This is a genomic window from Catenulispora rubra, assembly GCF_015356825.1.
GTDB classification, from domain to species: Bacteria; Actinomycetota; Actinomycetes; order Streptomycetales; family Catenulisporaceae; genus Catenulispora; species Catenulispora rubra.
The window spans coordinates 1-20,409 of record NZ_JAACYW010000209.1 but is presented as its reverse complement, the minus strand read 5'-3'; the positions used below and the strand labels follow the sequence as shown (position 1 = coordinate 20,409).

12 protein-coding genes and 2 pseudogenes are annotated in these 20,409 nt (G+C 73.9%); 3 read left to right on the top strand and 11 right to left on the bottom strand.

Annotation, left to right across the window (positions count from 1 at the left end; genetic code table 11):
- Positions 1–532, top strand: a pseudogene (locus GWK61_RS38500) (2-oxoacid:ferredoxin oxidoreductase subunit beta); the annotation flags it as partial.
- On the top strand, positions 529–846 hold the full coding sequence (fdxA, locus tag GWK61_RS38495; RefSeq protein WP_194916646.1) for a ferredoxin: 318 nt from the start codon (positions 529–531) through the stop codon (positions 844–846). The pseudogene GWK61_RS38500 and the gene fdxA, both read left to right, overlap by 4 nt.
- A 16-nt stretch (positions 847–862) precedes the next feature.
- Here fdxA and GWK61_RS38490 read toward each other — a convergent pair whose 3' ends face one another.
- From GWK61_RS38490 to GWK61_RS38440, 11 genes are all read right to left on the bottom strand, one after another.
- Positions 863–1,240 carry an alpha/beta fold hydrolase gene (locus tag GWK61_RS38490; protein WP_194916645.1) on the bottom strand — a complete coding sequence of 126 codons (378 nt, stop codon included), beginning with the start codon at positions 1,238–1,240 and terminating at the stop codon, positions 863–865.
- 145 nt (positions 1,241–1,385) lie between these two features.
- Positions 1,386–2,864, bottom strand: coding sequence for an LLM class flavin-dependent oxidoreductase (locus tag GWK61_RS38485; RefSeq protein ID WP_194916644.1), 1,479 nt, complete (start codon positions 2,862–2,864; stop codon positions 1,386–1,388).
- Positions 2,861–3,667: an alpha/beta fold hydrolase gene (locus GWK61_RS38480; RefSeq protein WP_194916643.1), complete on the bottom strand. Its 807-nt coding sequence runs from the start codon at positions 3,665–3,667 to the stop codon at positions 2,861–2,863. Before GWK61_RS38480 ends, GWK61_RS38485 begins: the two co-directional genes overlap by 4 nt.
- 40 nt (positions 3,668–3,707) lie before the next feature.
- Positions 3,708–5,231 carry an MFS transporter gene (locus GWK61_RS38475; protein WP_194916642.1) on the bottom strand — a complete coding sequence of 508 codons (1,524 nt, stop codon included), beginning with the start codon at positions 5,229–5,231 and terminating at the stop codon, positions 3,708–3,710.
- Positions 5,232–5,336: 105 nt separating this feature from the next.
- A complete protein-coding gene (locus tag GWK61_RS38470; RefSeq protein ID WP_194916641.1) occupies positions 5,337–5,591 on the bottom strand; it encodes a hypothetical protein in 255 nt (84 codons plus the stop codon).
- Between the two features lie 107 nt (positions 5,592–5,698).
- Entirely contained in the window at positions 5,699–6,094 is a 396-nt protein-coding gene (locus tag GWK61_RS38465; protein WP_194916640.1) for a nuclear transport factor 2 family protein, read from the bottom strand.
- 118 nt (positions 6,095–6,212) lie between these two features.
- On the bottom strand, positions 6,213–6,743 hold the full coding sequence (locus GWK61_RS38460; protein ID WP_194916639.1) for a flavin reductase family protein: 531 nt from the start codon (positions 6,741–6,743) through the stop codon (positions 6,213–6,215).
- A gap of 34 nt (positions 6,744–6,777) precedes the next feature.
- On the bottom strand, positions 6,778–7,578 hold the full coding sequence (locus tag GWK61_RS38455) for a thioesterase II family protein (RefSeq protein WP_194916638.1): 801 nt from the start codon (positions 7,576–7,578) through the stop codon (positions 6,778–6,780).
- Positions 7,575–10,070 carry a beta-ketoacyl synthase N-terminal-like domain-containing protein gene (locus GWK61_RS38450; protein ID WP_194916637.1) on the bottom strand — a complete coding sequence of 832 codons (2,496 nt, stop codon included), beginning with the start codon at positions 10,068–10,070 and terminating at the stop codon, positions 7,575–7,577. The genes GWK61_RS38455 and GWK61_RS38450 overlap by 4 nt, the downstream gene beginning before the upstream one ends.
- Positions 10,071–10,079: 9 nt before the next feature.
- A complete protein-coding gene (locus GWK61_RS38445) occupies positions 10,080–19,052 on the bottom strand; it encodes a type I polyketide synthase (RefSeq protein ID WP_194916636.1) in 8,973 nt (2,990 codons plus the stop codon).
- Between the two features lie 48 nt (positions 19,053–19,100).
- The gene (locus GWK61_RS38440) at positions 19,101–20,312 is read right to left on the bottom strand and encodes a beta-ketoacyl reductase (protein WP_228563640.1); all 1,212 of its coding nucleotides are present in this window, start codon (positions 20,310–20,312) and stop codon (positions 19,101–19,103) included.
- Here GWK61_RS38440 and GWK61_RS61050 point away from each other — a divergent pair.
- Positions 20,284–20,409: pseudogene (locus tag GWK61_RS61050) on the top strand (Fe-S cluster assembly sulfur transfer protein SufU); the annotation flags it as partial. The gene GWK61_RS38440 and the pseudogene GWK61_RS61050 sit on opposite strands and share 29 nt — an antisense overlap.

The window sequence follows — 20,409 nt, the reverse complement described above, 5'->3', positions numbered from 1 at the left end:
GGCCCGGACCATCGACTCCGACCGCAAGCACCTCACCTCGGTGCTCCAGGCCGCGGCCGAGCACCAGGGCACGGCGCTGATCGAGATCTACCAGAACTGCAACATCTTCAACGACGGCGCCTTCGAGCCGTTGAAGGACCCCGGAACCCGCGACGACCGCCTGATCCGTCTGGAGCACGGCGCCCCGATCACCGTCGGCGCCCGTAAGGCGGTCCGCACCGAGCACGGCGCCCTGGCCCTGGCCGACCTCGCCGACCCGCGCCCGGCGGTGCTCCACGACGCCCACGCCCCCGGTCCCGAGCACGCGTTCGCCCTCAGCCGGCTCGCCGACCCCGCGACCCTGGACGGCACCCCGATCGGCGTCTTCCGGAACAGCGCGCGGCCCGTCTACGACACCCTGCTCAACGGGCAGATCCAGGATACCGTCGCCCGCCGCGGACCCGGCGACCTGGACGCGCTGCTCGCCGGCGGCGACACCTGGACCGTCCCCGGCCCCGCCCTGACCCCGCTGCCCGATGGAGGCCGGCCATGACCTACGTGATCGCCCAGCCCTGCACCGACGTCAAGGACAAGTCGTGCATCGAGGAGTGCCCCGTGGACTGCATCTACGAGGGCGAACGCGCGCTGTATATCCACCCCGACGAGTGCGTCGACTGCGGGGCCTGCGAGCCGGCCTGCCCGGTGGAGGCCATCTTCTATGAAGACGACGTGCCCGGGCAGTGGCGCGGCTACCTGGCGGCGAACGCGGAATTCTTCACCGAGCTCGGGTCGCCGGGCGGGGCCGCCAGGACCGGGCCGGTGGCCGGGGACCACCCGCTGGTGAGCGGGGCGCCGCAGGTGGGGTGAGCACGGAGGCGAAGCACTACGCCCCGAGCCCCGCCAAGAAATCCAGTAGCTGCGGCACGATCACCTCGTCCGCGTCCTCCCGCAGGAAGTGCCCGGCGTCTTCGAGCTCGACGACGTCCGCGCGCGGGAGGTTCTTCAGCCACCGGTCCCGCAGGGTCTCCCGCGGGAACGCAGGATCCTTCATCGCCCACACGAACCGCACCGGCCGGTCGCGGTATGCCGCGGACGGCTTGGCCTCGACGGCGGGGAAGCAGCCGGCGCGCGCCGGTCCAACCGGTGTGCGCGCCGGTCGGCTGGCTTGTCGGAGCGGCCGAATCCGGAGGAAGTCGGGGACGATGACGCGGTGCCCGGCGGCGGTGATCGGCCCGACGAAGTCCCGCTGGAGGAAGCCCACGTCGGGTTCCCGTGCACGAGGACGACCGTCGTGCCGCCCCTCGTCGATGTAGTGGATCCTCCCGTCCGGGGTGTCGAACCACCGCGGCGAACAGGGCCACAGGCCGCCGAACGTCCAGTCGACCTCGCGCAGGGAACGGGGCCTCTCAGTCCTGGGGCGGAGTCAGGGTGCGGGCGATCTTGTAGGTGTCGACGTAGTGGTCGAAACGGTAGACACGGCCCTCACGCAAACGCATGACATGGCAGAACGAGAAGCTCTCCTCAGGCTGCCGCGGGCCCTTCGCGAAGCCTGTGCCCAGGACGGTGACGACGTCGCCCTCCCCCGGGATGAACTGGTCGGGATGGAACTCCAGCTTCTCGTAGGTGGTGGCTATCTCCGGGAAGACCTTGGTGGCGACCTGCTCGCGGCCGGCGGTCAGCCCCGGGTAGGGCAGCACCTCCAGTTCGGGCTCGACCCACTCGATGTCGGGGTCGAGGGCGTTGTAAAGCGCGTCGTAGTCGCCGCGCAGGAACGCGGCGTACATGCCGAAGACGATCTCGGTGTTCGACATCTCAATGTTCGACATCTCGGTGTTCGGCATCCGGGGGGATCTTCTCGGAATGAGGGTTCTGGCGAAGCCGTCGATCAAGTCGTGCGGGAGCTCGTCGGAGACCGGGGCCAGCAGGTAGAAGGCGCGGACCCCGCAGGCCGTGGCGGCCTGGACCCGGTCGGCGACGGCCTGGGCCGGGCCGGCGAGGGTGAGGTTCTCGGCGAAGCGGGCGGCGGCGTCCGGGGTGATGTAGTCGTCCGCGATGGCCATCGCCTCTTCCCAGCTCTGGGCGTGGGTGACGTCCGGCTCGATGCCGGCGATGACCGGCGGGACGTCCAGGTCGATGCCGACGGCGCGCAGCGCGTGCCCGGCACCGAGCTGCGCCATGGCCAGGCACAGGGGCTTGACCAGGCGGGCGGCGGCGGACTCGTCGAGGGTCAGGGCGGTGTGGGCGGCGAGCCAGACGTCGAGGTCTTCCAGCCGGCGGCCGGCCCGCTCGGCGCCGCTGCGCACGAACGACAGGGCCCGTTCGACCAGGGGCGGGGCGACGCCGGCGGCGACGATCACGCCGTCGGCCACCTCGCCGGCCAGCGCCAGCGCCTTCGGCCCGGTCGCGGCCATGTAGACCGGGATGTCCCGGCCGGTGGCGTGCCGCAGGCGGATCGGCCGTCCGGCGTAGGGGGACTGGCCCGGCCAGGTCACCTCCTCGCCGCGCACCAGGGCGCGCAACAGACCGATCTGCTCGCGCATCCGCGCCAGCGCCATGGGCCGGTGTCCCAGGGTTTTGACGGCACTGTCGCCGGTGCCGACGGCGATGCGCACCCGGCCGCCGGACAGCTCGTCCACCGAACACGCCGCGTTGGCGGTGACGGCGACATGGCGGGTGGTGAAGTTGGTGACCGCGATGCCGATCCCGATCGTCTCGGTGCGGTCGGCGACCATCGTCGCGGTCATCCACACGTCGCGGAACAGGAACTGGGAATCGGGGATCCACACCGTGTCGAAGCCGGCGCGCTCGGCCTTGCGGGCGACGGCGGCCACGTCGCGCGCCGAGGCGCACGGCGGCAGGCGAAGTCCCAGACGGGGCGCGTTCACAGCTCGTCCAGGAAGATGCGGACGGCGGCGGTGAACTCGGCGGGCAGGTGGTCCGGCAGCGGCACCAGCCCGCCGTCGATCACGGTGGTGCGGGCTTCGGGCAGCGCGGCCGACCAGCGCGGCAGGTCCTGGTACGCGATGTCGCCGGGTGCGCCGAGGAGCAGGACGGGACAGCGCAGCAGGGGTATGCGGCGCTCCATCTCGAACCGTGCGACGGCACGGTGGCCCTCGGCACGGCGCGGGCCGCAGCGCAGCGCGTCGGCGATGTAGTCCTCGAGCAGGTCGGGGCGGCCCGCGGGGTAGTAGGGGCGGCGCGCGCCCCACAGCTCGGTGAGATGGCTGCCGTCGGCGGCCACAGGGGCGCCGTCCACTTCGGGCCGGTTGCGTCGGCCCTGCTCGTCCACGAGCGGGGTGCAGGAGAGCACGACTCCGGTGACGCGTTCGGGGTGGGCGGCGGCGACCTCGACCGCGATGATCCCGCCGGTGTGGTGGCCGACGAGCGCGGCGCGGTCGATGCCCAGGGCGTCGAGCAGCCGGATCACCCCGTCCGCGTAGGCCTCGACGGTGTCGGGGCCGTCGCCGACGTCGGGCGGGGAGGAGGCGCCGTAGCCGAGGGTGTCCATCGCGATCGCGCGACGGTCGCGGCCGAGCAGGGGGAGCACGTACTGGAACTCCGTCCAGGAGCGGGGGGTCTGGTGCAACATCAGCACCGGGGTGCCCGTGCCGGCCTGCGCGAAGTGGATCTGCCCGGTGGGCACCCCCACGTAGCCGCGGCGCACGGGGACGCCCTGGTCTGTCTCCATCGGTGAGTTCCGTCCTCTCCCAGATTCTCTTCAGCTGTCACTAGCGGGACATCTCGTCCAGGGGGCGGCCGGTGGTCTCCAGCCCGGCGAAGACGATCACGACGAGGCCGAGCACAGCGGCGGCGGCGAACGCGAAGAACACGGCGCCCGCCGAGCCGTGCGTGCCGAGCAGGTAGCCGACCAGGGTCGGGGAGACGATGCTGGCCAGCCGGTTGACGCCGCTGCAGGTGCTGGTCGCGAAACCGCGCATGCGGGTGGGGTAGAGCTCGGCGGTGTAGAGGTAGAGCACACTGGTCGGCGGCGTGGCGCCGATGACCAGGACGATCGCGGTCGCGATGAGCATGCGCCAGGTGTGGTGGCCGAGCAGGCCCACGCCGATCCAGCCCAGCGCCCCGCCGGCGGCCATGACGGCGAAACTGGCCGCCAGCAACGGTTTGCGCCCGATCCGGTCGGCCACCGAGGCCGTGAGGTAGACGACGGCGACCTGCAGGAGGCCGAGCGCGGCGGTGAGTTCCAGGGCCCGGGTGGGGGTGAGGTGGCCGACGCGGATGTACAGCGTGGGCATCCACACGGCGTAGCCGTAGGCGATGAAGAAGGTGGTGAACCAGACGACGGCCAGCATCAGGGTACGGACCCGGTAGGGACCGGCCAGCATCTCGACGGGTCGCAGACCGCGACAGGCGGGCGCGGGGGCGTCCTCGGGCGAGGAGACGTCGTCGGGCGCGGCCAGGACCGCGCCGCGCTCCCGGGCCCGGTTCTCCATGTCGGACACGCGGGCGCGGGCTTCCTGGACCCGGCCGCGTTCGGCGAGCCAGCGGGCCGACTCCGGCAGCGCGCGCCAGGCGACGGGCACCAGCAGCAGCGGCAGCGCGCCGGCGGCGAGCATCAGCCGCCAGCCGTCCCGGTGCCCGGCGACGTCGAAGGCGGCGATGGCGGCCATCGGCGCGACGGCCATGCCCCAGGCGAAGGCCGACTGGTAGGCGACGGAGGCGCGCCCGCGGCCCCGGGCGCCGAGGTATTCGTTGATGAGGGTGCCCGCGACGGGGATCTCGGCACCGAGGCCGAGGCCCTGCAGCGCACGCAGCGTGCCGAGGCTGGGGGCGTTCCAGGCGAGCGCGCAGACCGCGGACAGCACCCCGAACACGGTCACGGACAGCAGGAAGGCTGGGCGGCGGCCGAACCGGTCGCTGATCGCCCCGATCACGACGGCCCCGGCCAGCTGGCCGACGTACCCGTAGCTGACCAGCAGTCCGGCCTGGCCGGTGGTGAGGTGGTACCGGGCGGCCACCACGGCCAGGATCACCGCGATGGAGATCGCGTCGAAGCCGTCGAAGAAGGTGGCGGCGCCGAGCAGGCCGGCGAGGCGGTGGTGGAAGCGGCCGACCGGGATGCGCTCGATGCGCGCGGCGATGCCGGCGGCGGCCGGGCCGGCGGCCGAGGCGGGAGCGACAGAGGCGGCGCGGTCGGTGGGGACGGCGCCGTTGACGGGCGCGGCAGCGGCGGTGGGGCCGGTCGCGGCCAAGGCGGTGAACGGGGGTCGGGGGATGTCGCCGGGGCGCGCCATCGGAGAGCTCCTCACGGGTCGTGGGCCGAAGATGGTCGGCCGTTGCGTCGACGAGGTGTCGACGCGGTGGCTGACGGCGCCTGTCACCAGGCCTGATGGTGAGGGTCAGTCGGAGGCGGCACGCTGGTGCGGCAGGGCGGCCCGGATCTGTTCGCAGGCCGCTTCCTGCGCGCCCTGTACCGCTTCGGAGTCCACGTAGATCAGCAGGCCCATGCCGAAGACCACGGACTGCGCCGTGTCCTGCCACGCCGGGCCCAGCAGCAGGGCGCGCAGCCGGCCGCGCCAGGCCGCGCCGTCGGCGACGACGAAGGCGGCGGCGTGCCGGAGGCCTTCGGGGGTGAACCAGGTAGTGCTTGCCACCGCGTCAGTCCTTCCACGTCGCGCTCTGGTTCAGGGGGGCGACGGATGCGTCGGACGGACCGGACGGCTCGGGGCCGGCCCGTCCGCGCACCCGCGTCGCGGCGGGTTCAGTCGAAGGCCGCGACGATCTCCACGGTGTCGGAGATGCCCTCGGCCTTGATGATCTTCCCGTCGCGGAGCGTCCAGAAGTGGACGAACTTCACCCTGAAACCGCGGCCGCTGGCGCGCGAGGTCCCGCTCCAGTCGCCGATCGCGGCCGCCCAGTCGCCGGAGGGGTGGATCTCCTCGACGTCGAAGACGGTGTCCGCGCACGCCTCCAGCGCGCCCTGGAAGTACTTCACCGCGCCTTCCAGGCCCTGGTAGTCGCCGGTCGACCAGGGCAGCGACGGCGGCGTGTGGATGACGACCTCCGGGTCGAAGATCCCGAGGACCGTCTCGATGTCCTCCCGACCCAGCGCGTCATAGAGCTTCTCGACGATGGCGACAACCTGTTCGTCGGTCATGGTGGCGCTCTCCTTCCCTGTTCTCCAGGACACTTCGACTCCCCTGATTGCCAGGGCCCTTTGATACTCGGGCCTGGCGAAGGACCGGCTCGACTCCTTGATTGCGAGAACGCCTCCGCTAGGAAATGAAGTCGTAACGGAGCAGGCTGTCCTCGGCGGTGTCCTCCCAGGCCCCGTATCGCCGCATCCCGTAGAGCAGCGGCACGGGCTCACGCATGTGGTGCAAAGCCACCACTTCGGCCATCACCACGGTGTGGTCGCCGACGTCCTGCGCCTGGGCCACCGCGCAGTCGGCGATGGTGTGCGCGGCGTCGATCAGGTGCGCGCCCCCGCCCCGCTCGCTCTGCGTCCAGGGCACTCGCTCGAAACGGTCGGGGACGGCCGCCCCGAACATCTCAGCCACGCTGCGGGCCCGGTCGTGCAGCAGGTTGACGGTCAGACCCCGCACGGCGCACACCGCCTGCCGGGTCGGACTGTCCCGGCGCAGGCACACCAGCAGCGTCGGCGGCCGCAGCGTGACGCTGCACAGCGAGGTGCAGGTCATTCCGCGCTGGACCCCGTCGGCGTCGGTCGCCGTGACGATCGAGACCCCGGTGGGGAATCCCGCCATCAGGCGGCGGATGTCCACCGCCTGCTCGAAATCGGGCATCAAGTCACCTCCAAGAGAGCGTTCGACGAACACCTCATCCGGACAGGAACGCGGTCATCGCGTCCCGGCTGCACTCGCGGGCCACGGTGCTGTACTCGACCTCGCGCACGATCTCGGCGGCGATGCGCGGGAAACCGGCGCCGAACAGGTAGAAGTGGCCACCGGTGAACGTGCGCTGCCGGAACCGGGAGCGGGTCTCGCGCGACCACGTGGTCATCGCCGCCGGCGAGGCCCACACGTCGTCGACCGCCCCGAACGCCGTCATCGGGGCCGCCAGCGGCGTGCGGTCGGGATCGGGCCGGTAGCGGCTCAGAGCTCGAAGATCGTCGCGGGTCAGGCTCAGGAACCGCTGGAGCACCCGCGGGGAGTCGCGCATCCGGCGGTGCATCCCGCCCATACCGTCCAGCTCGGTCAGCAGCTCGGCGTCGCTCAGCTCGCGGTCCGGGGACGGGGCCTTGGCCCGCTGGTCCGGGGACACCGAACCGGACACGCCGACCCACAGGACCCGGGCTCGCGCGGCCTCCAGGACGCGGGCCGCCTCGAACGCGACCACGGCACCCAGGCTGTGTCCGAACAGCGCCAACGGCACGTCCCGGTTCGCCCACGGCAGGAGATCGGCGGCCAGCACCGCGGCCATCGCCTTGACGTCGCCGGACTGTTCGTGGGTGTGCCGGAGCCCGCGTCCCGGCAGGTCCGGCAGCAGCAGATCCCAGTCCGGCGGCAGGCTGCGGCTGATCGGGAAGTACGCGGCGGCCGATCCGCCGGCGTGGTGGACGGCCACCAGGCGGACGGAGGGGTCCGCGACCTTGCACGGCCGGATGAAGGGCTCGCTCATGGCGTCCCCGGATCCGGTGCGCCGGAGCGGGCCCCGTTGTGAGCCCCGCTGTGAGTGTGAGCGGCCCCGGAGTGGGCCGACCCGTGGATGTCGTCGGCGAGCCGCCCGATCAGCTCCCCGGTCGGCAGGTCCAGGGGCAGGTCCTCCGGGGTCAGGCCGAGCGGGAAGTTCGCCTCCACGTTGGTGATGAACAGCTGGAAGATGAACGAGTCGCACCCGGCCTCCAGCGGCGAGGACTCCAGATCCAGGTCGTCGCCGGACTCCAGCGCCGCGCCCAGCTCGGCGATCAGGTAGCCGGCCACCTCGTCCCGGTCCCGGCCGGAAGGGGCCGGAACCGGTCGCCGGTCCGGGCCCGGCGGGTCCCCCACCTCCCATCCGGGTTCCTCGGCCCAGTACCGCACGCGCTGGAACGGATAGGTGGGCAGGTCGCCCAGAAAGCGGGCCTCGGCCGGGGCCAGTGCCTCGAACCGCATGTCGGCCCCCGCCAGATAGGCCTGCCGCACCGCCGCGAGCAGCAGCTCAGGGGCCTGTTTCGGATCCGCCTCGACCAGCGGTGCCGTCCAGCCGCCGTCGGCGGCCTCGCCGGCCAGTGCCGCCGCCGGCTCGGCGTCGTCCGAGGTCCGCAGCCGGACCCGCAGCCCCAGCTGCGACAGCATCGCGGCCAGCACCTCGGCCGAACCTTCGGCTCCGGCTCGCGGCGCGGCGGCGGCCAGCGCGGAGAACCGGTCGGAGAGGACGGCGACCGCCTCGGTCAGCGACGCGGAGTCCGGGCGCACGCTCAGGATCGCGGTCCGCGTCCGCGGGGCCCCGGTCGGCCGTTCCCGGACGCGGGCCGCGGCGGCGAGTTGGTCGGCCAAATCCGCCGCGCCGGTGCCGACGACCGCCAGCCGGCACTCGAAGGGGACGCGGCCGGCCCGCAGCGTGTGGCAGATCGAGGCCGCGTCGGCCGCCCGCGCCGGATCGCGCAGCACGGCGACCGTCGCGTCGGCGAGCTGCGCCAACGCCGTGGGAGTGCGGGCCGAGACGACCAGCAGATCCGGCCGGTCCAGGGCGGGGGCGCCCGTCGCGTCGGAGTCCTGATACGCCTCGAACACCGCGTGCGCGTTGGTGCCGCTCATCCCGAACGAGTTCACGCCCGCCACCCGCCGGGGCAGCGTCGGCGGCCACGGCAGCGGCTCGCGCGGCACGGTGAATCCCAGGTGTTCCCAGTCGATGTGCGGATTCAGCGCGCCGTCGGCCGGGGAGGCGGACGCCGGGACCACGCCGTGGTGGAGCACCAGCACCGTCTTCATCACCGCCGCGATCCCGGACGCCGCCTCCAGATGCCCGATGCGCGACTTGCCGCTGCCCAGCGGCAGAGGCACGCCGCGCGCGCGCACCGCCGTCCCGATCACCGCGTCCAGCGCGCCGATCTCGATCGGGTCGCCCAGCGGCGTCCCGGTGCCGTGTGCCTCGACGAAGCCGATCTCGCCGGGTTCCACCCCGGCGTCGGCCAGCGCGGCGGCGATGACCTCCTGCTGCGCCGGGCCGTTGGGGACGGTCAGCCCGGACGCGGCGCCGTCGTGGTTCACGGCGGTGCCGCGCAGCACCGCCAGGATCGGGCGGCGCTCCCGCTCGGCGTCCGCCAGCCGCATCAGGAGCACCGCGCCGACGCCCTCGCCCCGACCGTAACCGTCGGCCGAGGCCAGGAAGGCCTTGGTCCGGCCGTCCGGGGCCAGAGCCCGGGTCTGGCACAGCGAGACCATCAGGTTCGCCGACAGCAGCAGGTTCGAGCCGCACACCAGCGCGTAGCGACAGTCGCCGGAGCGCAGGGCCCCGGTGGCGATGTGCAGGGCGCTCAGCGACGAGGAGCAGGCGGTGTCCACGCTGAACACCGGCCCGCGCAAGCCCATCGTGTGACTGATCCGGCCGGCCGCGAAGCACAGACCGCCGCCGGTGGTGTAGTGCGCGCCGACGGCCGACAGGTCGGCCCGGTCCTCGAAGCGCTCGGTGTACTCCGAGGCCATGATGCCCAGATACACGCCGACGTCGAGGCGGTCGGAGCGGCGCGCGGCCAGCCCGCCGCGCTCCAGCGCCTCCCAAGCGGTCTCCAGAAGGAGTCGCTGCTGCGGGTCCATCAGCCGGGCCTCGCGCCCCGACAGGCCGAAGAACTCGGCGTCGAACCCCGCGATGTCGGCCAGGAAGCCGGCCCGGTCCACGTAGGACCGGCCGACCCGGCCGGGCTCGGGGTCGTGGACGGTGCGCAGCCCGGGCCGGTCCCGCGGGATCGGGCTGTAGCCGTCGGCACCCCGGTGCAGGAAGTCCCAGTAGGCCCCCGGACTGTCCAACCCTCCCGGCAGGCGCAGTCCCATCGCCACCACGGCCAGCGGGGCCCGGCGCTCGTCCTCCAGCTCTCGGACCCGGGCCTGGAGGGCACGGGAGACCCGCAGCTGGTCCTCCATCAGCTTCCTGATCTCGGCGGTGTCGACGCCCGATCCCAACGCGGCGGTCATGGCATCTCCTCAGTTCTGTTCCGATATGTCCGCCTGAACCGCGCGGACCAGTTCGTCGAAGCTCAGGGCCGACAGGTCCTCCTCGCCGGGGTCGGCCGGGATCGGGGCCGTCGCGGCCGCCGATGCCGGCGGCCCCACCGATGCGGCCGGTGCCGTCGACACCACCGACACCACCGATGCCGCCGACACCGCCGGGTCGGCGCCGACCGTCGCGGCCCGCAGATACCCGGCCAGCCGCACGGCGGTCGGATGGTCCAGCGCGACCGTCGCGGCCAGCGGCGCGTCCAGCGCCTCGACCAGCTGGTTGCGCAGGTCGATGGCCATGATCGAGTCCATGCCGGCCTCGGCGAACCCCAGGTCCTCGGCGAGCGGGGCCGCACCGAGGACCTGGCCGGCCAGCGTCGCCACGGTCTCGGCCAGCCGGAGCTCGCGCTCGTCGGGGTCCAGGACGTCCAGCTCGGCACGCAGCCAGCCGCGCGGCCGGGTCGGGGCGACCCGGCGGGCCCGGGCGGCGGTCGCGGCGTCCTGCCCCGGGTCGCCGAACAAGACCGCGCGCGGATGCCCGGCGCCGGCGGCGGCATAGTGCGCGGTGTCGACGATCAGCGCGACCAGACGCCCGGATGCCGCGGGCCGACCGCATTCGGCCAGCGCCGCGCCGAAGACCTCGGCGGCCTGGTCGTCGGTCAGCGGCGTGATCCCGAGCCGGGCGGCCGCGGCGGCGACCGCGGGTCCGGCGGACATCCCGCCGCCGAGGGCCGTGATCCACGGGCCCCAGTCGACGGAGCAGGCCGGGATCCCGGCGGCACGCAGACGTTCGGCGAGCCCGTCCAGGTATCCGTTGGCGGCAGCGTAGGCAGCCTGCCCGGCGGTGCCGACCACGGCCGAAGCCGAGCTGTAGAGGATGACCGCGTCCAGGTCTGCCTCATACCCGGCCAGAGCGGCCACGAGGTTGTCGGCGCCGGACGCCTTGGCGGCGAAGGCCGTGTCGACGTGCTCTGCCTCCAGGCGCTCGAAGGCCCCGTCGGCGCCAACACCGGCCAGGTGCAGCACGATCCGCAACGGCGCTTCGGATGCCGCCTGGTTCACCGCCTCCTGACACGCCGCCGGGTCCGTGACGTCGCCTCGGTGCACCGTGACCCGCAGGCCTTGCGCGATCAGGGATTCGACCACGGCTCCGACGCTCTCGCCCGGCTCGGTGCGGGCCGTCAGGGTCACGTGGGTGATCCCGTACTCGGCCAGGAATCCGGCCGAGGCCAGCCCCAGGGCGCCGGTACCGCCGGTGATCAGCGCGGCGCCCGGACGCCGCTTCGGAGCCTGCGGCAGCGAGCCGACCGGAGTCAGCCGGGCCACCGCCGCAGTGCCCGCCCCGACCCGCAGCCGGTTCTCGGAGACTTCCGCGCCGCTCACCGCGCCGATCACCGCGGCGAGCGTCGAGGCCGATGTCGCCTCAGCCCAGTCCGCGGCCAGCACCACGCGCACCAGGCGGCGCTTCGTCTCCTCGGCCTCGACGGCGGCGAGCATCCCGTTCAAGGATTCCCTCAGCGGTGCGGCCTGCGGGCCGTCGGCGGACAGCACCACGTAGGGCGCGATGGGAGCGGCGTTCTTGATCGAGTCCGCCAATTCGACCACTGCCGACCGGACGGCGTCGGCGTCGGCAGCTCCGGCATCCGAGCCGAGGAACCGTGCGTCGATCGTGACGTCGGCGTCGGTATCGGCATCGACTTCTTCGGCACCGGACAGATCCAGCGCACGGCGCACTGCCGCGTGCTCACCAAGCAGGACGTAGCGGAAGGTCCGGGCGGTTCCGTATGTGGCCGTGTCGGACCAGTTCAGGTGGTACACGACAGGGCGGAGTTCCCGCAGCGAACGCTCCAGCAGGGCGCGCGGTGCCCGCCGGAACCGGAAGCCGTCGATCTCCAGCACGGCCCGGCCGTCCGGGGCGACGATCCGCAGATCCGCAGCCTCGACCAGGGACAGGCCGTCGGCGTCCGCGTCCAGACGCAGAGCCTTGACATGGCCCCACAGCTCCGGGACCCCGCCGGGCCGCGCGGGGAAGGACACCCGCTCGCAGGCGAACGGGATCGCCAGATCGGTCTGCTGCCCCGGCGCGCCGTCCTGTTCGTGTACCGCGAACACGACCGTGCTCTGCAGGCAGGAGTCGAGCAGTCCGGGATGGATCTCGTAGCGCGCCGGGTCCTCACGGGGCTCGGCCGGCTGGACGAACCGGACCAGCGCCTCGTCGCCGCTGACCCAGGCCTCGGCGATCCACTGGAACGACGGCCCGAGGTGGTATCCGAGGCCGTGCAGGTGCCGGTAGAAGGCTTCGCCGGTGAGGTGGCGGTCCGCGTGGCGGATGAAGTCTTCGCGGTCCGCGGCAGACCAGGACCCGGATTCGGCCGGATCCCCCGCGACCGGGCCGCCCGGACTCCCGACGGACTCCACACGCGCTGCGAGGTGCTCCTGCCACCGGCCGCGTTCGGGGTCGAGCAGGCTGACCACGCTGACCCGCCGCACGCCGCCGGCGCCGTCCTCGTCGTCCACGACCTGCAGGTCGTAGCGCTCGCCCTCGCGCAATACCAGGGCACGCGGGAAGTGCAGGTCCGCCAGCGCCACCGCCCGGCCGCCCGCGCCCAGCGCGGACAGCGCCGTCGCCAGCTGCGAGGCCCCCGGCACCGACACCACACCGAACAGGCGGTGGTCGGTCAGGTGTGCCGGATACCCGGTGCTGCGCTCGGTGGCGAAGACTCGGCCGCGCAACGCCGGGGAGCGCAGCGGAACGCCCCATGGCGGCGCGTCGCCGGCTGGACGGCCGATCACGCCCGAGGCCGAGGCCGGGGCCTGATGGCCGGCAGCCCAGTATCGGGTGTCGTTGAAGGGGTAGCGGGGCGCCGGAGCGGGGCGCGCGGGGGCCTGGGCCAGGACCCGGCGCCACGGGAAGTCCTGTCCGGCCAGATACAGGGTCCTGACAGCCCCCAGCAGTGCGTCACGCTCGGCGGTCCCCCGGCGCAACGAGGCGGTCACCCCACCGGAGGGGGCGAGTTCGGCGGCGGTGGCGAGGTTGCCCAGCGTGCGGTCGGGACCGACCTCCAGCAGGACGTCGACGTCCAGGGCGGCCAGGGTCCGCAGGCCATCAAGGAAACGCACCGGATTGCGCGCGTGACGCACCCAGTAGCCGGCGTCGATCTCGTCGCTCGCGGCCACCTTCCCGGTCAGGTTGGACACCACCGGGACGGCCGGCTCCCGGAACTGCACCGCGGCCAGCCCGGCGCCGAATTCCGTCAGCACCGGCTCCAACATCCTTGAGTGGAAAGCGTGCGACACGCTCAGCGGGCGGCAGCGGACGCCCTGTCCCTTCAGCTCGGCGGCCAGCGCCTCGACGACCGGGGTCGGCCCGGCCAGCACCGAGGCCTGCGGGCCGTTGACCGCCGCCAGATCCAAGCCGTACTCCCGGGCCCAGTCGAGGGCCGAGTCCTGCTCGGCCGCGACGGCGAGCATCGATCCGGGCTCGGCCGACTGCATCAGCCGCCCGCGCTCGGCGATCAGCCGCAGGCCCGCGTCGAGGTCCAGCGCCCCGGCGGTGATCGCCGCGGAGATCTCCCCGATGCTGTGGCCCATCACGACGGCAGGCGTCAGACCCCACGACTGCCACAGCGCCGCCAGGCTGACCTCCAGGGTGACCAGCGCGGGCTGGGCCAGGCGGGTCTGGTTGACGGCCTTCGGGTCCCGGGCGTGGAACAGGATCCGGTCCAGGGAGTCACCGAGCAGCGGCGTGAGCACGGCGTCGCAGCGTTCGAACATGTCGCGGAAGACCGGCTCGGTGTCGTAGAGCTCCCGGCCCATGCCGAAGTACTGGCTGCCCTGGCCGGAGAACAGGAACGCCACGCGGGGCGATCGGCCGGCCGGCGCGAAGCTCGGCGCGGCGTCCAGTGCGGACGCCAGGTGCGCCGGGGTGCGGCCCAGCAGCGCGCGCCGGTGGGGGAAGTGTGCGCGGCCGACGGCGGCGGTACGGGCCAGGCCTGCGAGGTCCGGCGTCTCAGTCGTCGTGAGCAGTTCCCGCCACTGCTCGGTCAGCCGGTCGAGACCGGCCGGGTCCGGGGCGGACAGCGGGATGAGCGTCTGGCCGGCCGGTTCGGGCGAGAGTTCGGGCGACGGCGCGTCGGCGGTCGCCGCGGCGCCGGCCTCGGCCTCGTCCGGCGCGTCGGACAGCACCAGGTGCGCGTTGGTCCCGGTGAATCCGAACCCCGACACCCCCGCGATCCGCGCCCCGTCCTCCCGGCGCCACGGCATCGCGGCTTCGACCACCCGGACGAACATGTCGTCCCAGGGGATCTGCGGGTTCGGCTCGGCGAAGTGCAGGTTGCCCGGCAGGACCCCGTGCCGCAGCGCCAGCACCGTCTTGACGACGGCGGCCACGCCGGAGGCGGATTCGCAGTGCCCGATGTTGCTCTTCACCGAGCCGACCCGCAACGGCCGGCCGGGACGCCGGTCCGGGCCCAGGACCCGCCAGGCCGCGCGCAGCTCGACGGGGTCGCCCAGGGAGGTGCCGGTGCCGTGGGCCTCCAGGTAGGAGACGTCGGCGCCGGACAGGCCGGCGTCGGCCAGGGCCGCCGTCAGCAGCGCTTCCTGGGCCGAGCCGTTCGGCGCGGTCAGGCCGGAGGACGCGCCGTCGGAGTTCACCGCGGTGCCGCGGACGACGGCCAGCACCCGGTCGCCGTCCCGCCGCGCGTCGCCGAGCCGCTTGAGCACCAGCACGCCGCAGCCCTCGGCGCGCACGAAGCCGTCGGCGTCGGCGGAGAACGTCCGGCAGCGCCCGCCCGCACCGAGCATGTGCGCCTGGCCGACGGCCAGCCACGAAGACGGGTCCAGCAGGATGTTGACCCCGCCGACCAGCGCGGCGTCCGATTCGCCGGTGCGCAGCGAACGCACCGCGAGGTGCACCGCGACCAGCGAGGAGGAGCACGCGGTGTCCACGGCCAGCGCTGGGCCGGACAGGCCCAGCACGAACGCGAGCCGCCCGGCGGCCGCGTTGAGCGCGGTGCCGGTGCCGTAGTACGCGTCGACCCCGGCCGGGCCGCCCGCCGCGAGCACCCGCGCGTAGTCGGCGTAGCTGATGCCGACGAAGACCCCGGTGCGGCTCCCGCGCAGACCCGCCGGATCGATGGCGGCGTCCTCCAGCGCGTGCCACGCGGCTTCCAACAGCAGCCGCTGCTGCGGATCCAGGTTCTCGGCCTCGCGCGGGGTGATACCGAAGAACGCGGCGTCGAAGCGGTCGATGTCGCGCAGGAACCCGCCCTGTGCCGGCACCGACGCGGCCTGCAACACCGCCGGATCGAAGCGCTCGGCGGGGACCGCGGTGACGCCGTCGCGGCCGCCGTGCAGCAGATCCCAGAACTCTTCGACGGAGCCGGCCTGCGGGAAGCGGCCGGCCATGCCGACGATCGCGATGGGCTCGGCCGGATCGGCGGGTCGAGCGGGTGCCGGGGAGCCGGGGACCGCGGCGATCCGCGCGGCACGGCGGGGCGCGGCTGGGTGTTCGGCTGGGTGTTCGGCTGGGAGCTCCAGCAGGTGGGCGGCCAGCTGCTCGACCGTCGGGTGGTCGAACAGGTCCGAGCCGCCGACCGCGACGCCGAAGGCCTCCCGCAGCCCGACGGCGAGGTCCACGGCGGTGATCGAGTCGAGCCCGAGGTCGAAGAACCCGACCTGCATGCCGACGCGCGCCGGGTCGCCGTGCCCGAGCTGATCGGCCAGCAGGCGTGCCACCTCGGCCCGGGCGGCTTCGGGACGCACGGCGACGGGGAGTCCGGCCAGCTCGGCGGCGAAGCGCGCGGGCCGGACGGCGGTGGTCTGCCCGGCGGCCGATGCGGGGGCGGGATAGTCGAACAGGCCGCGGGGGCGCAGCTCGGACATCACGGTGCGCAGGCGTGGGAGATCGATGGGGCACCAGATGAGACACCCGGCGCCGGAGTCGGCGCCGGGACCGGCGTCGAGTGCGATCCGGCCCTGGCCGGGAGTCAGGCTGCCGACCCCCAGGCGCGCCGACTTCTCGCGCAGTCCGGCGTCGGCCATCCCGCCGGAGTCGAGCTCCCAGGGCCCGTAGGCGATGCTCAGAGCAGGCATGCCACGTCCGGCGCGATGCGCGGCGAGCGCATCCAGGCCCGCGTTGGCCGCGCTGTAGGCCGCGCACTCGGCGGTGCCCCACACCGCCGAGACCGAGGAGACCAGGATGAAGAAGTCCAGCGGCAGATCTTCCGTCGCCTTGTGCAGCCGCCACGCGCCGGCCGTCTTGTCCCGCAGCGCGTCGGCGAAGTCGGACTCGCCCAGCTCGGCGACCGGCGTGCGGCGCAGCGACCCGGCGGCGTGGATCAGCCCCTTGAGCGGTGGCAGGTCCTCCGCGGCCGCCAACGCCCCGGCCACCGACTCCGGACTCTGGCATCCCCCGCCCCGGTAGACGACACGCACTCCCGCGTCCCGCAGTCCCGCGAGCAGAGCCGCGGCCTCGCCGTCGAGCTCTGATTCAGTGCGGCGGCCGACCAGCAGCAGGTTCCGTGCGCCGCGCGCGACGAGTTCGGCGACCAGCTCCCGACCGACGGCACCCAGAGCGCCGGTCACCAGGTACGTCGCCTCGGAGCTGATCGGCAGGCGGGCCTCGGAGACGTCCGCGACCCGCAGGCGCGGGGTCAGGACCCTGCCGTCCCGCACGGCCACGGCATCCTCGACGACCGCGCCTGGAGCCCTGCGGACCGTCGCCAGGGCCGAGGCGAGATCGTCCTGGCCGGGCTCGGCCGGCAGATCGACCACGCCGCCCCACACCGCGGGGAGTTCCAGGCCGAGCACCGCCGACAGGCCGAGGACCAGGCCGTGGTCCGTGGCCGTCACCGAGTCCTCGGCACGGGCGCGAACCGCCTGCCTGGTCAGCACGAAGACGCGCCGGAGCCCGGCACCGGCCGATACGGCGCGGACCGTCTCCACGATCCTCTGGCACAACCGGGCGCCGGCCTCGGCGTCGGCTTCCCAGTCGCAGGCGCACAGGGCCAGGACGACAGCCGTCGGCACGTCGGGGTCGAGCTCCTGCCACAGGAGAGCATCGGAATCTGCCGGAAGCCGCAGGTGATCGGCCCCCGCGATGCCCTGCAGCCGATCGAGCAACTGGTCGTCGTCGCCGGTCAGGACCAGGCGGACCTGGTCGTCGACCACCGGCTGCGCGGCTTCCCGCCAGACCAGTGTGTGCGCGGCGGGCAGCGCGCGCTCGTCTTCCTCGGGCCCGAACCGCTCGCGCTGCCACGGGTACGCGGGCAGCTCGACGACCCGGCGCGGCAGCTCGTCCCCGGGCTGTTCGCCTGGATCGACGGGGTCCGCCGCACCCCGTGCGAGGGCGCGGAGCTCTCGCCCCGCGGCGGCCGCGTCGGTGGCGAGGATCCGGGCCCGGACCGGGTGGCGGCTGCGCGCGGACGCGGTGTGGGCGAAAGCCGGGTAGTAGGTCGCCGGGTCGGCGGTGTCACCCCGCTCCAGGCTGTCGGCATAGGCCGCCGCGAGATCCCGCAGCGCCGCGGCCGTCTTGGCACTGATGTCGAATCCGTGCACTGATCCGGCCGCCGGCGGCCCGCCGGCCGGTGCCGCGCCCGGCACGTCCGGATCCGTCTCCCGAGCCGGTGCCGGGCCCACGATGACATGCGCGTTCGTCCCGCTCATCCCGAACGAGCTGACGCCCGCGTACCGCCCTGCCCGTTCCGGGAACCCGGTCAGCGCGGTCGGGATCCGGATGTCGGTCCCGGACAGATCGATGCGCGGGTTGACGTCCCTCAGGTGCGCGACCGGCGGGGCCTGCCGCCGGTTCACGCACAGGATCGCCTTGATCAGGGCGGCGACGCCGGCCGCGGACTCCAGGTGGCCCAGATTGCCCTTGACCGCGCCGATCAGCAGCGGCGAGTCCGAGCCGCCCAGCGCCGAGGCGACCGCCGCCATCTCGATCGGGTCGCCGAGCGAGGTGCCGGTGCCGTGCGTCTCCAGGTAGCCCAGGTCGGACGGCTGCAGCCCGGCCGTCCGGAGCGCGGCGGTCAGCAGCGCGGACTGGGCCAGGACGTTCGGCGCGGTGAAGCCGCCGGCCCGGCCGTCGGAGTTGACCGCCGAGCCCGGCAGCACGGCGTGGACGCGGTCGCCGTCGCGCAGGGCCGCCGCCAGGGGCTTGAGGACGACGACCCCGCAGCCCTCGCCGCGCACGAACCCGTTGGCGCGCGCGTCGAAAGGCTTGCAGCGGCCGTCCGGGGACAGCGACCTGGTCTGCTGTACCAGGCGCATGGTGTGCGGGGACATGATCAGGTTGACGCCGGCCGCCAGGGCGACGTCGCAGTCGCCGCGGTGCAGCGCCTGGAGCGCCAGGTGCACGGACACCAGGGAGGAGGAGCACGCCGTGTCGACGGCCAGGGCGGGACCGGTGAAGCCCAGGGCGTGGGCGATCCGGCCCGCGGCGAAGTTGTGGCCGTTGCCGGTGGTCCCGTAGACGTCCGGACTGCCGGTGATCCACTCGCGGTAGTCCTGCCACATGATGCCCAGATACAGACCGACCCGGGCGGCCGGCGCGGACGCCGGGAACGCGGCGTCGTCCAGGGCCTCGGCCGAGCACTCCAGCAGCAGCCGGTGCTGCGGGTCCAGCAGCCGGGCCTCGCGCGGGCTGATACCGAAGTAGTCGGCGTCGAAGTCGAGCACCTCGTCCAGGAAGCCGCCGTGGTTCGGAAGTCCCTCCCACCGCGCCGCCGACGGGCCCAGCCGGTGGGCGGGCATCCGGCGCACCAGGTCTCGGCCGGCGGCCAGGGCGTCCCAGTACCCGTCCGGTGTGCTGATCCCGCCGGGCAGGCGCAGCCCGACGCCGACCACCGCGACCGCCCCGCCGCCGGAGTCGGCCAGCCGGAGCCGCAGGTCCCTGATGGTGGCCAGGGCTCGGGTCAGCGCGGTCGGCGGGGTGCCGCCCTCGGCGCTGTCGGTCATGTCGTCCTCCCTGTCGGGTTCTTCCAGGTGTGCACGCGGCCCCGCCGGTCAGGACGCCGCGTCGCAGACCCTTGTACGCAGTTCCGCGGCCAGGGCGTCGGTGGTCCCGAAGGCCCACAGCAGCGTCGGCGACAGGCGCAGCCCGAAAGCCGCCTCCAGCCGGTTGCGCAGCTCCAGGCTCATCAGCGAGTCCAGTCCCAGGGCCTTGAACGGCCGGTCGGCGTCGATCGCCGCCGGATCCAGCCGGAGTACCCGTCCGGCCAGCTCCCGCACTTTGGCCCGGGCCGCCGCGAGCTGCTCGGCGGGCTCGGCGGCCAGCAGCGCGGCCAGGAAGCGGCCGGAGCCGCCGACCGCGTCGGTGTCGGTGTCGGTGTCGGTGTCGGTGTCGGTGTCGGTGTCACGGTCGGCGAGCGCCCGCAGACGGCGCCAGCTGCCCTGCGCGGCGCTGTCGGGGTGGGCGTCGAACCAGCGGCGGGGGTCCAGCGGGGCGCATGCGGCGACGTCGTGGTCGCCGTCCAGCAGCGCGTCGAGCACCTGCCAGGCCTGCTCGACGCCGACCGCTCCGACACCGCGCTCGGCGAGCCGATCGCCGCGCAGTTCGTCCGCGGCGGCCAGGCCGATGTCCGCGAACGGGCCCCACTGCACGCTCAGGGCCGGCCGGCCGCGACGGCGCCGGTGCTGGGCGAAAGCGTCGAGGTAGGCGTTGGCCGCGGCGTAGGCGGCCTGGCCCGGCAGACCGAACAGCGCGGCGGCCGAGGAGAACAGGACGAAGAAGTCCAGGGGCTGATCGGCGGTCGCCGCCTCGAGGTTGCGCGCGCCGGCGGTCTTGGGCGCCAGCACGCGGGCCAGGCCGTCCGGGGTGAGGGTGCCGATCGTGGCGTCCTGGAGGATTCCGGCGGCGTGCACGACGCCGTGGATCGGGGGCAGCGTCAGGGCTTTGAGCGCACCGGTGAGAGCGTCGGCGTCGGACACGTCGCAGGACACTGTCTCCACGCGTGTCCCGGCCCGCCGCAGGGTCTCGATCCGGCCCGCGGCCTGCTCACCCGGGGCGGACCGGCCGAGCAGGACCAGGGTCGTCGGGCCGTCGGCCACCATGCGCTCGGCGAGCGACAGGCCCAGCGCGCCGAGGCCGCCGGAGATCAGGTAGGCGGCGTCGGGGCGCAACCGGCCGTCGGGGCGGGCCACCGGACGGACCCCGGGCAGCGTGTCGGGGTCGGTGAGGACGACCGGCTCGGCGTCGGTGATGGCGGACCTGCTCATCGGCAAGTCCGTCGAGCAGGCGCGCGAGGTGCAGGAGACCTTCCTGCAGCTGATGCAGTCCAAGCTGGACGGCCCGGAGTTCGCCGAGGAGCACGAG

Coding starts and splice junctions, on each gene's coding strand:
- fdxA (WP_194916646.1), top strand. CDS start 529: ATGACCTACGTGATCGCCCAGCCCTGCACCGACGTCAAGGACAAGTCG.
- GWK61_RS38480 (WP_194916643.1), bottom strand. CDS start 3,667: ATGGAGACAGACCAGGGCGTCCCCGTGCGCCGCGGCTACGTGGGGGTG.
- GWK61_RS38475 (WP_194916642.1), bottom strand. CDS start 5,231: ATGGCGCGCCCCGGCGACATCCCCCGACCCCCGTTCACCGCCTTGGCC.
- GWK61_RS38465 (WP_194916640.1), bottom strand. CDS start 6,094: ATGACCGACGAACAGGTTGTCGCCATCGTCGAGAAGCTCTATGACGCG.
- GWK61_RS38460 (WP_194916639.1), bottom strand. CDS start 6,743: ATGCCCGATTTCGAGCAGGCGGTGGACATCCGCCGCCTGATGGCGGGA.
- GWK61_RS38455 (WP_194916638.1), bottom strand. CDS start 7,578: ATGAGCGAGCCCTTCATCCGGCCGTGCAAGGTCGCGGACCCCTCCGTC.
- GWK61_RS38450 (WP_194916637.1), bottom strand. CDS start 10,070: ATGACCGCCGCGTTGGGATCGGGCGTCGACACCGCCGAGATCAGGAAG.
- GWK61_RS38445 (WP_194916636.1), bottom strand. CDS start 19,052: ATGACCGACAGCGCCGAGGGCGGCACCCCGCCGACCGCGCTGACCCGA.
- GWK61_RS38440 (WP_228563640.1), bottom strand. CDS start 20,312: ATGAGCAGGTCCGCCATCACCGACGCCGAGCCGGTCGTCCTCACCGAC.